10 protein-coding genes and 1 pseudogene are annotated in these 13,673 nt (G+C 47.8%); 1 reads left to right on the forward strand and 10 read right to left on the reverse strand.

The window, feature by feature from the left end:
* Window positions 1-85: 85 nt before the first annotated feature.
* The 7 genes and pseudogenes from spoIIE to HP570_RS24785 all read right to left on the reverse strand — a co-directional run bounded on the left by spoIIE (window position 86) and on the right by HP570_RS24785 (window position 8,263).
* Window positions 86-2,560: a stage II sporulation protein E gene (gene spoIIE / locus HP570_RS24760; protein WP_173605664.1), complete on the reverse strand. Its 2,475-nt coding sequence runs from the start codon at window positions 2,558-2,560 to the stop codon at window positions 86-88.
* A 385-nt stretch (window positions 2,561-2,945) separates the two neighbouring features.
* Window positions 2,946-3,087: pseudogene (locus HP570_RS29715) on the reverse strand (hypothetical protein); the annotation flags it as partial.
* Complete coding sequence (locus tag HP570_RS24765; RefSeq protein ID WP_012683885.1) at window positions 3,084-3,392, reverse strand: FtsB family cell division protein; 309 nt, start codon at window positions 3,390-3,392, stop codon at window positions 3,084-3,086. The gene HP570_RS24765 and the pseudogene HP570_RS29715, both read right to left, overlap by 4 nt.
* A gap of 18 nt (window positions 3,393-3,410) precedes the next feature.
* Window positions 3,411-3,983 (reverse strand): spore cortex biosynthesis protein YabQ, encoded by a 573-nt coding sequence (yabQ, locus tag HP570_RS24770; protein ID WP_173627496.1) that lies wholly within the window; start codon window positions 3,981-3,983, stop codon window positions 3,411-3,413.
* Entirely contained in the window at window positions 3,980-4,264 is a 285-nt protein-coding gene (gene yabP, locus HP570_RS24775) for a sporulation protein YabP (protein WP_007726414.1), read from the reverse strand. Before yabP ends, yabQ begins: the two co-directional genes overlap by 4 nt.
* A gap of 123 nt (window positions 4,265-4,387) precedes the next feature.
* Window positions 4,388-6,424 carry a copper amine oxidase N-terminal domain-containing protein gene (locus HP570_RS24780; RefSeq protein WP_173627497.1) on the reverse strand — a complete coding sequence of 679 codons (2,037 nt, stop codon included), beginning with the start codon at window positions 6,422-6,424 and terminating at the stop codon, window positions 4,388-4,390.
* A 60-nt stretch (window positions 6,425-6,484) separates the two neighbouring features.
* Window positions 6,485-8,263, reverse strand: coding sequence for an SgrR family transcriptional regulator (locus HP570_RS24785; RefSeq protein WP_173627498.1), 1,779 nt, complete (start codon window positions 8,261-8,263; stop codon window positions 6,485-6,487).
* 98 nt (window positions 8,264-8,361) lie between these two features.
* On the opposite strand from HP570_RS24785, the gene HP570_RS24790 reads away from it, so the two are divergent.
* Window positions 8,362-9,648 (forward strand): MDR family MFS transporter, encoded by a 1,287-nt coding sequence (locus tag HP570_RS24790; protein ID WP_173627499.1) that lies wholly within the window; start codon window positions 8,362-8,364, stop codon window positions 9,646-9,648.
* A 26-nt stretch (window positions 9,649-9,674) separates the two neighbouring features.
* On the opposite strand, the gene HP570_RS24795 is transcribed toward HP570_RS24790, so the two are convergent.
* From HP570_RS24795 to yabN, 3 genes are all read right to left on the reverse strand, one after another.
* Window positions 9,675-11,810, reverse strand: a complete 2,136-nt coding sequence (locus HP570_RS24795; protein WP_173627500.1) for a GDYXXLXY domain-containing protein — start codon at window positions 11,808-11,810, stop codon at window positions 9,675-9,677.
* 110 nt (window positions 11,811-11,920) lie between these two features.
* Entirely contained in the window at window positions 11,921-12,214 is a 294-nt protein-coding gene (locus tag HP570_RS24800; protein ID WP_012683879.1) for an RNA-binding S4 domain-containing protein, read from the reverse strand.
* A complete protein-coding gene (gene yabN, locus HP570_RS24805) occupies window positions 12,204-13,673 on the reverse strand; it encodes a bifunctional methyltransferase/pyrophosphohydrolase YabN (RefSeq protein WP_173627549.1) in 1,470 nt (489 codons plus the stop codon). Before yabN ends, HP570_RS24800 begins: the two co-directional genes overlap by 11 nt.

Here is a 13,673-nt window from a genome sequence, read left to right on the forward strand (position 1 = left end):
AGCTCCGTGTAGCGAACGTTCATCCACTTCACTTCGCAGGATATTTTTAGCAACAGTATCGACGGGTAATAGAGAAAACATACTCCTAACTCACAATCCGAGGACGCTCCAGCTTCTCCATGCCATGTACCGCGATGGCAGCCCACTGTGGTACAAAGCGGTCAATTCGCGCCACCAACACGGTCATGTCATCAACAATTTGTCCGGAATGCTGGCGAATGACTTTTTCCAATAGTAAATCAGCGACCTCCTGTGGATCATTCGTCTCCAGTTCGCTGATGATTCGCTTCATCCACGCTTGCCTGTTTTCAATATGGCGAGGCGCTTCATAGATACCGTCGGACATCATGACGAGCAGATCACCAGGCTTGAGCATACGAGATACAACATCCACCTCGATTTCTTCCAAAATCCCAACTGGCAGGTTGTTGGCGGTAATCGTGATGACATCTTTATTTCTTTTGACAAAGCTCGGGGTGGAGCCGATTTTTACAAAACGGGTATGAGCGGTTTGCAAATCGATCAGAGCCAAGTCCACCGTCGCGAACATTTCCTCCTTGGAGCGCAGAGCGAGCACGGAATTAACGGTTTTGATCGAAATTTTTTCGTCCATGCCAGAACGCAGAAGCTGCTGGAGCATATCAAGGGCTGATTGACTCTCTATGGATGCCCGCTCGCCATTTCCCATTCCATCGCTGATCGCCAGCGCCATTTTTCCATTCCCCAAATCCATCGTGCGGAAGCTGTCACCAGATAGTAGCTTGCCGTCTTTGGCTGCGCCTGCAATCCCGATATCGATCTCATACGTTTTGGCGGAAGCAAGGCACATCGTGCATGAACCGTCTTTTTGTGCTTCACAATGCCGCTCGCGAACCACAATGTTTTCTCCCAGTATCTCTGTGAGCATGGGAGCCACGATCTTCGCGCATTCATCGCGGCCATAGCAAGTCGGCTGACTGATTTCGATATCGACCTTCCCTTCTTCCAAGCTGTGTATTTCTACGCGGCGTACCGACAGACCCAAGCCCTCCAATGCTTGTGAGACCTGCTTTTCCTGAAAGCTCAGCTCCATTCCCTCTCGCTGTATTTCCCGGGCAAAATCACTCATGACCCGAGAGACTCCAGATAGCTGGTCAGCTACGAGCATTCGGCTTTCCTTTATCTGCTTTTTCAGTTGGTCAAACGATTGCTGGCGATCGTATTCCTGCTCCATCACAGTCATGACCTTCTCTGTTTTTACACACTTACGCTCCCAATCACGGGGCGGTGTAACCCCAGCCAATGTACCGTGCTCGTACACTTTTTCCCTTAAAAAGCGCATGCCTTCATAGGTCGATTGTGTATCTTTTTCCCAGCATTGTTCTTTTTTCCAGCATTTTTGGCAGGTGAATTCAGATACACGGCTGAGAAAGGCATCAGCCTGTTCTTCTATTTCTTCAGGATCGGCGGTTTGGGCAAAGCTATGGGAAAGTTGCGTAAACAAGTCGGAGAATTGCTGGATTTTGCCCGCCGTCACATCGCGGACTCGGCGCATATATTCTTGATGGGATTGTAGATTCTCAGGGGTCCCGGGGATAAATCTGGCTACTTTTTTCCAAATAGCGGCAGGGGTTAGAACGAAGAGCACAATGGCCAAGGAGGTTTCGATCAAGGAGAAGTAGAGTGTCTCTTCTGCTCCACCGTAAATCGCGAGAATAGCCGTACCGATTAATAAGCCTGCAGATACGCCCACTTTGCCGCCTTCCTTCAGCAAGCCTGCCAAAAGACCGGAAAAAGCAAGCAGATTGATTTGTAAAAGAGCACTCACATTAGCCAGACTGAGGATGAGACCTGTAACCACACCAACAGCCGCACCGATCGTGCCACCACCGACAAAAGCAAACACGAGTAGCAAATAGCGTGAAAGTACATGCTCCATCGAAATGCCTTCGACCATCCAATCCACAGTACCCGTCATCAGGGAAGCCAGTAAAATGACTAACGAAACGATCTCTTCATTTTTGAGAGGCTCATAAGGCTTCGCCAAATGAATGATCGATAAGGACTGAATGAATATGAGCGTCAGCACAAAACCAAGGATCGCTTCTACTGCTACCATCACGAGCTCGTAAGTCGTTACTTGATTGGTCAGCACCGCATACAACAGACGGCTAATGAAAATCGTCCCAACAACCAGCAAAGGCGTCCGTGAAAAATCTTTCTTACGCATTTTATTCATCAGTTTGCAGGCAAAGAAAGCAAGTATCACGCTCAAAGAGGTTTCCAGTCCAACTGGCACTGACTGGGTAAAAGCACCGATAATAAGAGCCATCCCCGTGACAAGCAAACAATCTCGACGAATATAAAACATGACAATGAAATACGGTATAGCAAAGGGAGTTAGCTCCTCCACGATCAGAGCTCGTCCTAATAAGAAGCCCATAAGGATGGGGAGAACATTCCACTTCTCTATGATATCTGCTACTTTTTCTCCCCACGTCTGGGCAGTGGTACCCATTCGATCGGACACTTGCCGCGTCCAAGCATGTCCGGCTTGTGTTACGTTTTTGTTCGCAATCATTTCGCTCCACCCCGTTCTTTGTCAATGTGTTTCTCCATTATACGGAGGGGGCATTGTAAAATTTGTCAAAAATCCAATGAATATTCACGGAATCGTGCGACAAATTCAGTAACGCAAATGGACAAAAAAAACCGACGTTATGGCGGATAACGTCGGCTGACAGGTGATTCGCGCTTTGCGAAACGGGCTTAGGATACTGTATTCGTCAAGACTTTGAAATGACCTTCCTATTTTTACATTCAAAATGCACTTTCCACGAAGAAAGAAAAGTCATAATTTTCGGAATTAAAAAAGGCCGACTGCGGCCCTTTTTCTCTACGCTTTTCTTCAAGAGGGACTGTTCCCGCTGATAGCGGGGTGGCTGATCTTGCCTCACGAAGACTTATTTTTAAAAATGGATGGATGTCCCGGACGTAGACGTCAGCAATTTCACTAATATGCACCAGTCCGGTCACATCGCCTGGCAGATGAACACACGCTCCGACGCGGAATGTTTCCCTCTCGTTGAAGAGCAGCTGTATACTCAATCCGGAATCATATAGATGCTTTCGCCTTGCTTGGTAAACAAAATTCGCTTACGTACCAGCTCTGCCAAGTACTCCTGATCGTTTAACCGACTTGCTTCATAGGTCAGATCGTCTTGCTTTTGCTGCAAGACAGCTGATTCTTGCTTCAAGACTCCCAGCTCTGTCTCCTTCTTGGACAACTCGCCACTTTGCAAAAACAAGGTATAGCTAGTCCAGACGAAAAAGCACAGGATCACAAAGAAAAAGAGACGCATTCTCCTTCTTTGCCCTTTTCGGTTAATGGAAGAGGTTCTTGATTCCTTCATCAGTACGCCACCTCGAATCTACTCCCGCTTTCTCTTTGAGTGAAACCAATTCTTCCAATTGGTCCAAAATCCTGTTGTTTTTCCGTACATTTTTTTCCCCAAATGTTGACCCCATCTGGCAAAAGGAGAGGTGACAAAACGCGTCACTTTCCACAAAAAGCCGAGGATCCCGAGCAACACGGAATACAAAAATGTCAGCACCATGATGATCACGCGGAAAAGAAAGAGGACAGGACGTACTAGCAGGATGTCTATAATTTTTACGACCGTACGGTAAAACCACTGACAGAATTTTATCACGCGGTGCAAGAAAAGGATATACTTCTTACTACCTAATAAGAAATATAGCCACGCGCCAAATATCATTCCAAAAAATATCGGAAACCGAATGATCCCGTCGTTCACTTTCACCAAAACTAAGAAGACAACGCCCATACTGCCCACCCAAAAAAGGATGTCAAAGAAAAAGACCAACCAGAGTGGCAGTCTGGCCTTGCCCTTAAATACATGGTACGTATCAAATCCCATACCCATCAGTGCACCACACGTCGACATGGCCAATACCGTCTGCAACTGGATGACGATGTTCACTTGAATAACTTGCCGAAGAATCCTCTCGACCGATCGCCGGCCTGCCCTTGCTCCAGATAGGCCATCTCGTGAACGAGCCCCTCGATCGCTACTTCTCCGGTTTCCAGACTCAGATTTTTCATATGCAGGTTTTGGCCTCGTATGGTTAAAAAGCCGCCGTCCGTCTCCAAGAGGAATTCTTCGCTGTCAAAGCTTTCGACGTTTTTTACTCCCGAAATCGCTAAGCTGCGACGATTAATCATCACGACTTCATGACGTGGCCGTCTCGTGTGATCGTTCATGATTACTCCCTCCTCGCGTACCCTTCTTGTACTATCGTATGGGGAGGGATGTCCTGTTAGAACAAAAACGGTCCATACACAAAAGAAAACCCCGTATAAATACGGGGTTTCGTCTCACTATCTTTACTTGTAAACGGTGTAGTTCCCGTTCACGTAGATGATTTTGTAACCGGTACGCTCCGTGATGGTTTTCAGAGGCAGGGTAGGAACGTTGTTTTTCAACTGAACCGCTGCAGGCAGCGTTACATTTTTGCCATTGATGGTCGCTACGTTTGAACCGACCTTGAATTGCATGACCGTATTGCCGCTCACGACTTTTGCCGTTGTTTTGGTGTAGCTGATCGAAAACCCGAGGGCATCACGGAAAAACGTAGTTGGCATTAGCGTGTTGCCATTTACGGTATACGGTGCCACTGCGAGTCCGGTTGTTTTACCAGCCTTCGTAAAGGAAGCGACGCTCTGCTTGAAGCTCACGCCATTCAGAGCCACGATGGTCGCCGGACGGGAGAAGAGCAGGCCTCTCTCCTCGGAGTTGTAGACGCCAATGCTGTACACGCCTGGAGTAGCTGGATTCACAATGCCAGCAGTCTCGGCGATATTGACCTGAGCTACTGTTTTTGCCGGAATATCCTGGGCAGGAATAATAATCAGATTTTGTCCGCGTACACCAACAAAGCTAGCGGCCACACCGTTCACCGTTACTGTGTTCGCTGGCAAGTAAGCTGGAACACGGAAGCCAACTGGGAGTACGACTTCAATGAAGCCCTGATTACGAACAATCGGAGCACCCATAGCTTTGATGCCGATTGAAATACCAGCAGGAGTAGAGGCAGTCGCTCTCGTCAGCCCAACCGTTGCCAATGTATTATCCACCGCAACTGGTGGAGTCACTCCGGAAACTTGAAATTCCTTCGATTTATAGGTCTTATTGTCGATCTTGGCTGTCACGGTATAGGTTCCCGCTGTTCTCGGAGTGGTCAAGTAGCCTTCGAATGCAAACTTGATGCTCGCGCGATTCGTACTAGTGAATCCGTAAGGTGTGCGGAAATAAACCTTATTCCCCAACACGCTTACATTCGTCACTTGTGCGCCATTGACGGTGACGCTGTTACTGGTAAGAACCGGTGGAACGGTTACTCCATTTGGGAATTCGACCTCGATTTCTGCGTTCGACCCCAGCTTGTTGGAAAGATCCACGTCAAATGTATAGCTCGTACGCGCTCCCGCTGCACTATCCGACAAAGAAACGGTGAATGGCGTATTGCTTGTGTTTGTAATCTCTACATCTTTTGACTTGTATTCTTTGCTGTCATATTCAATTTCAAACGAATAGTACTTGTCTGGTTTCGATGGGTTTACAATTCCCGCGGAAGAGGTAAACTCCAGCTTTATGTAGCTATCTCCGTCTGCACCGCTCGGGATCTCAATCCGAATCGAGTCGCTGTCGAGAATCGAGACGTAATCCGGTTTGTACCCGTTTACCTTCACATCAGATTTGCTGATGCTCTTTGGCAGCATGTCCTTGGAGGGGAAATTGACATAAATGTATTTGCCCTCTTTCAGCTTGCTTTTTGAGCTGAGATTAAATTTTCCGAGCGTTAAGGAGATGGAGTCCTCGGCATTTTTACTGCTTGGGGAAGCCTCGAAGTCACCCTTGCTACTACTACTGCTGCTACTGCTCGAAGATTTGCTGATCGTAATCTTTTCGCCCTTGTAGCTGGTCTCCGCACTTGTTTTCACTTCGATCTCGTAGCTGCCCTTGTCTTCCGGGTTGGTGATATTATCAATGGTTAGTGTAAGCACAGTGCCTTTTCTGATCTTCTCATCGACTTCGACCTCAACCACATTTTTGCTTACGGATACGCTGTCGATCGAAATCTTGTCATTATCGTCATCTTTTAGCGTGACGTCCGATTTTTTTAATTTTTTATCCACCGAATAGTCAGATGGGAACCTAACGAAAATACTGTCGCCCGATGATAGGTCCTTATTGATTTCAAACTCAATCGTATATTCTGTTTCCTCGTCCACACGTGTACTGTCTGCAGAAACATCCTCGATAGAGAGAGCATAAGCCGCTTTTGGCTCGAGCATCACTGGACTTGCCAGTACCGCAGTGGCTAGCAGCACTGAGATCCCTTTGTTTACGCTTTTGTTCAACGGTAACGCCTCCTTATCTAAAGTTCCCTACTATGATAGGAAATGTTCGGCAGGAAAGGGTTACAGACTGGTAACGAATGATTTTACCCACAGCTTGGAAAAGTCGATCCACCCAAACGAATCGACCGCAATTCCTTGCAAGGCGGGATGGTAGTGATCGAATCGCTTCGTATGGTACAGGAAAAGCAGCCACGCCTCATCCCTAAGTATGTCCTCCATCTTTTCCAACGCCCGCATACGTTCTTTGCTGTCCTGTAGCTGAAGAATTTTTGACATCCGCTCCTCAACAATCGCCAGCCTGTCATCATCTAAAAAACGATGTACCAAGGAGCATTTGTTTTTGTATATCTCCATCAGCCCCAGCTCGATATCACGTTGCAGGACTTCCCCCATCATAGCCATATCGGCATGTTGAGCTGTATCGTACGACAAGAACTGACCTTTCGTAATGCCCTGCAATTCAAGTCGAATGCCAACCCGCTGACACCTCTCCTGAAGCCACTCTGCTTCTTCTCTCTCTTTTTTCGCGTCGTTAAAACTCAACAAGACAGCCTCGCCCTGATACGCGCTTTTTTGTAGCCAATGAGCCGCCTCCTCTATGGTATGGGAGGAAAAGTGCATGCGTTGGCTTCTCTCCGGCAAAAAGCTTCCGGCAGGCGTACACGTCTCTTTTTTCAGTTCTCGAATCATTTGTACGGGGTCGATCAGTAGTTTGATCGCCTGGCGAAAAGCGAAGTCGTGCTGAATACCTGGCTTTCGAAAGTTGAAGTTCAGATAGTGACAGCCTACCTCTTGAACCTCCAAAGATTTGCTATCATCTTCCGTCGCTTCATCCTCAGCCAGCGAGAGCTGATACCGTTGCTTCGAAGAACATGATCCCGGTACTCGCCAGATTTCTACCCGATCCAGAATCGCCCGCTCCCGATAATAGTCGTCGAACGCTGCCAATACCAACCGATCCTCTGTAAATTCGACCATCCGAAACGGGCCTGTCCCTACAATTGCAGACTCCGAAAACGGCACATCATGCGGCAAGATCGACATTCCGATGCAAGATACTAAATGCAAGAAAAAACCGTTTGGCTTCCGCAGATGAAAAGTAATAGCTCCGTCATTTCGCTGTTCGATCCAATCGATATCGTCCACTTGCCAACGATACGGCGAATCCAGCTGAATCAGTCGCTGAACGGTATAGGTTACATCTTCTCCTGTCAGTACACGACCATGGTGGAATCGGACTCCTTTTCGTAAATAGAAGGTCCAAGCAGTCATATCCAGATTTCTTTCCCAAGCATAGGCTAGCTGGGGCTTAAAATCTTGTGTTGCCAAATCGAAAATGACAAGCGTGTGGCAGATTTGCTGGATAAAATGACTCTCCGCCGCTACTGCTACGAATGCAGGGTCGACGGTGGAAAAAGCTCGTTCACGCGGAATACGTAAAATCTCCTGACTCCTCTTATCGTTCTCTATTGCAACAAATCCGAATTGACTGTCCCATGTTTCCTGCAAAAGCCGCTTCGCACCCGCAGGCAAATTTTTATGATGCAAAAGCTCCACTGCTTCCCCAACTTTTCCGTCCATCAGTCGCTTCTGAAAGTAACTAGCCAAAAAGTCAGTGATATCGCAGAGAATCGTGAGCCTCGAATGATTGCCCCGACCTACCCCTGCCTTCCATAAAAGAAGCCCCTCACTCTCCCATTTGCGCAAAATCAGTTTCACATTGCGGGGTGTACAGCATAGAAGATGGGACAACTCTTGTATACCGATCTTTTGTTCGCGCCCCGTCTCCCATTCGGATAGCCCGAGTAGCATCTGCATAAAGTGCTCATTGCTTTTCATAAGGCATCTCATTCCTTAAAAGGTGAAATTTATAGAGGAATCTTACCCTTTTTCTTCTCCTTTTCATAGCTACAATTGGAAAAAAGGAGGTCGTCCCCATGAGCTTTTCGCAACTCCATCCCAACATTCGCATACGAATCGTGACTTCCTTTCTGACACGTCTGGTAGGAAATATGATCTTCCCTTTTATGGCCATCTACTTTTCTGCCAAGCTCGGTCCTGCTATAACGGGGCTCCTGTTAGTCCTGACCGTATGTGCGCAAATCTTGATGGGCTTCTACGGAGGCTACCTGGCTGATCGATGGGGCAGAAAAAAAGTGATGGTCTACGGACAATGGATTCAGTGCTGCGCTCTCTTCATCATGATGGCAGCGAACTCCCCGTGGCTCGACTCTGCTTGGCTCACGTTTGCCATGATGCTCGTTCAGAATGCGAGTAACGGAATGATTAACCCTGCCGCAGATGCGATGCTCATCGATGTCAGTACGAAAGAAAACCGGACGTATATGTACGGCATCAGCTACTGGTCCAACAACTTATCGATTGCGCTAGGTTCTGTGGTGGGAGGACTCTTGTTTGCTACCCATCGCTTTGAACTGCTTCTCGTGCTAACGGTTGTCAGCTTTCTCACACTGGTGATCATCGCCTTTTCCATCAAGGAATCGTACCAGCCAAAGCCAAAGCCAATGCCCTTTGTCGGATCGAGGACAGGTATCTTACGGGATATGGTTGCAAGCTACAAGCTGGTAATGACTGACCGTCGTTTCATCCTCTTTTCACTAGGCGGCATGCTCATCTTTGCACCGGAATTCCAAACACCTAACTACATCGCTGTCAGACTTGCTCAAGAGTTTGCCCCGCGGAGCATTGGTTTATTTGACTGGTTTACTGTTGAACTAACTGGCCTCAAAATATTCAGCCTGATCCAGCTCGAAAATACGCTGCTCGTGGTATTATTCTCTCTTGCCGTCACCAAGCTCATCGAGCGCTTGAAAGAAGCACCTGCCTTGTATATAAGTGGACTGATGTATATTGCCGGGTACTCACTGATTATGTACAGCAACTCCCTTATCGTTATCCTGGCTGCGGTGCTTATAAGCACATTAGGCGAGCTGATTCACGCTCCCATTCGCCAAACCTATCTGTCGCAAATTGTAAAAGATGATTTACGTAGCTCCTACATGGCTGTGAACGGACTTGTTGTGCCCGGAGCGCGGATCATGGGGGCAGTCGGAATCACTTTGGGAGCTGTCCTCCCGTCCTATCTAATGGCACTCCTCATCTTTTCGCTGGGGGTCGTAGGTGTCATCCTCACCCGCTCGATCGTGTTGCAAATGGATTCCAAAGAACGTTTACTTCCTCACACAAAAGAAGCTGCCCGATGACACAGGCAGCTTCTTTTTTTGAAATGTTACTGGCTCGTCAGGCTCTCCAAAATGGCATCGCCTCTCCCGCCAATTTTCACAATAGCGTATTTGGCATTCCGCTCCACTTCAAGTCCGGTTCCTTCCGGGACAAAATAGCTTTCTATGCCGTATTCCACTCGATTGCCACCGATTGTGCTTCCATTAATGATCACATCCGATGGCTGAGGCTCGTAGGCCCGATTCCATTGACCATTGCGCTCATAATAGCCACTGTAGCTATGCAAGCCATTTGCTTGTTGACGGAGTACGACACGAATCTTATCCCCTGAGTCAACCTGTTCCTGGTCCAATGCAGATATGGTGTAGCCAAGTCTGACGTAATCCCCTTGCAGCAACGAACGCGGATCGATTGGGACCAGCTCCAGCTTCACCGTTTTTCCGTTGGCCAGGATCGTCTCACTGCTCCATACTTGATAGCCAATCAAAGCAAATTGCAGCAAAATAACAGGAAGCAACACAAGCGCTTTTCTCACAAAAAGGGAAGGCTCGCTTTTTGGCCACTCGATTTTCGCCCTTCGATCCCACCACAAGGTAGCGACGAAAAACACCAGGCTGAGCAAAAGCAGGCTCAGTGACTTGTGCAGCAAGCTCCATAGCATGTCATAGTACTTCATGAGGAGAAAGGCAAACCAGAAACCGAGCACGATTCCAAATCTCACCCTATTTTGCTGATGCAATGTCCGATACAACAAATACGTGCTGACTGCGAAAAAAGCCAGATTCACAACTACATTCATGGAGCCTGATTGAAAGCTTTTCTCCGTCAGGATCAAAAGCGAGAGTAAGGCGTACACCAACGAGCTGTTTTGCAAAACGACTGGCAATTGCTTTACGTAATGCATCGCCATCTGCGTAGCAAAGATGATTACGAGCACATATTCAAAGGAAGGCAGGTACTCATCCAGCTTCGTAGCGAGGACGACTAAAAAGGTCAACTGTGTCAAAAGCCGCGCCGGAATGGCTGAGACAGCTTTCCACACGTATAACAGTACCAACAGGAAAACGATCCAATAAGCTCCTTCTAAAAAGAGAATAGAACCGACACCCAATAGATACCCCATTGTGAGCAGCGTATATCGTACCGTTGTATTCATCCTGCTCATAAACACCACAGGGCCAATAAAGCCAATTAATGAAAGGAAAAACAGTAAATCAATAACCACTTCGTCTTGAATGATCAGAAAAAGCAGACCTGCTATCGAAGTGGCTCCAATGGATGCGGCAATGGTTGTGACGAGAACCGTGAATGCCTCTTGAAAAAACACAACCCATTTGCTTTTTTGATGCGCTGATTCCTTACGCAGCCAATTAATCCCTGCAACTGCTCCCCAAACAATGAGTACAGTCAGCAGCATCATGAAAACAAAGAAGCTTTCTGAGAAATATTGCACCATATAGGATATGAAATTAGCGAGCACAAACAGCGCGAGCAACGATGCCGTCACAATCAGAAGCCCGCGACTCGGCACCCATTTTAAAAACGTAACAAATAGAATCCCGCCCGTCAGGACATATAAAAGCTCAGGGAGCGGACCATACACTTCGGTGAAGGATGAACCGAAAAGACTGAGGGAAAACGTCAGAAACGATAGGTAGTAAATCGGCTTGGAATGCCATTTCCCCGTAGAGGTTAACCAGAACAGGACCATATTCCCCAACGCAATCAACCAAAAAATCATGAACCACCACTCGTCTTCACGTGCTACATGAATGACGGATGGATGGAGAAAGAAATAAATCGCTAAATGAGCGAGGACATAGCTGATGACATAGAATGGCTGATAGCGCGTGAAAATCGCGAACAGCAAATTCGGTATGAGCCATACGACGAACAGCATATAGCTGTCGGCATGTGAATTGTATATTTGCCCCAACAAAGCTACACTGGTGCCAAAAGCCAAGCCTCCAGCTACCAGAAGCCAATTGCTCAAAAACGAATGTCGTTTGATAAAACGCAATCCATAGGATAATAAATAAAAAAGAACGAGGATTGCCACACTGACGCCGATCTTTTGTTCCCTGACCATAACCGGCCAGTTCGAAGCAAAAAAGTATAGGATAGATGATAACAGAAGCGAAATGGACAAAAAGTAGCCCGTTCGAACCCCGTTTTGTTGCATACTGCACACATCCCTTCGGAAAATGCCTTCAGGTACTCCCATTATATCCCTTCGTTGAAAAAAAGCCTAAAAAAAGACTGCCATCCCGGCAGTCTCTGTTCGTATGCACATTACCCTTTGAGGTAAGCATCTTCTTCTTTTTCATCACGCGGAACGGGAACTTCGCCGATGACGGTATACAGTGAAGCCGCTTCTTCTTTGCGTGGGTTTTCTTTGATATCCTCTACTTTTACCGAAACGATTTTTTGTCCGAAACGGATTGCCAGCTTGTCGCCGATTTTCACATTACTGGATGCCTTTGCTGGGCGATCGTTGATTTCCACACGCTGTTTGTCGCACACTTCTTTTGCGAGCGTGCGCCGCTTGATCAGTCGAGACACTTTCAAGTATTTATCAAGTCTCATGTTTGGCTTCCTCCCACCATTTGTCCATTTCTTGCAGGTCCGTCTGCTCAAAGGTACGGCCCGCTTCTTGCAGCTTGCCTTCAATATAGGAAAAGCGCTTCTTGAACTTGTTGTTGGTCAATGCGAGGGCTTCCTCCGGATCGAGCCCGAGGAAACGCGCCAGATTGACTACCGCAAATAGTAAATCCCCCAACTCGCCAGCTCGTTCTTCCTCTGATGCTTCTTGTAGTTCGTGGTATTCCTCTTCTACCTTTTTGTACACGTCTGCAATATCGTCCCAGTCAAAGCCGACTTGGGCTGCTTTCTTTTGCAGCTTGTACGCATACATCAGTGCTGGCAAGTCGCGCGGTATTCCCGCCAACTGTGATTGAACCGTTACATCGATGCCTTTTGCTGCTTTTTCCTGTGCTTTGATCTCCTGCCAATTCGCCAGCGCTTCCTCGGAATCATTCGCGCTCTTTTCTCCGAATACGTGCGGGTGGCGGCGAACTAGCTTTTCATTCAATGTCGCGACAACATCATCTACCGAAAAATATCCGTCTTCGGCTGCCATCTGCGAATGGAGCATGATTTGCATCAACAAATCCCCCAGCTCCTCACACATCGCATCTGGATCATCGTCGTCGATCGTCTCCAAAACCTCGTACGTCTCTTCAATCAAGTTTTTGCGGATGCTTTGATGTGTTTGCTCGCGATCCCACGGGCATCCATCCGGACTGCGCAGGATCGCCACGATCTCCTTCAAGTAGGAGAATTGGCGGTACGACACCTTCTCGTCCTTCGTCGGCGGTACATACACCAGGGACAAATTCCCGAAATGATCGAGTCTGTCCAGTTCATACAACGGGACTGTCTCAATGATTTCTTGACCCGCTACCCCTACGGCTGTCGCTACGGTCACCTCGTAATCATCCGGCAGCACTTCCATCAAGGTCAGCTTCACATCAGAGGCCACAAACGCATCGTACACTTGCGCGATAATCGTGTGCAGACCCGGTGATACTTTATGAGCAGCGATGGCCGTCCCATCCAGCAGAGAGAATCCCTCAATCGGATCAATATGTAGGCGGGCAAACAACGGATCGATAAAGCTCTGTCCACCGCCAATTTCGATTTCTACGCCACGGTTTGGTCCCTCTGCCAACAACAACTGCACGGTACGTTCCGCCACCAAAGGATGACCTGGTACGGCATAGACAAGGCTACCAGCTTCGTTTACCCGTGAAAAAAGCCGCTCCACAATATCGGTGTACACATCAGAAAACGTATCGTGCTGCTCATATACATCGTCAAAGGATTCAATCGTGATGCCTTCTGCGATCAACTCGGCTACGACCGGATGCTCTTTCGTGCGCAAATACAGCTGTTTGGCAGCTTTGAGCGTACGATAGATGCCATAAGGAAGCTGGTCCAAATCTCCGGCACCAAGACCGACTACGGTAATGGTCTTATTCTTCAT

The organism is Brevibacillus sp. RS1.1 (genome assembly GCF_013284365.1).
In the GTDB taxonomy this organism is placed as follows: domain Bacteria; phylum Bacillota; class Bacilli; order Brevibacillales; family Brevibacillaceae; genus Brevibacillus; species Brevibacillus brevis_D.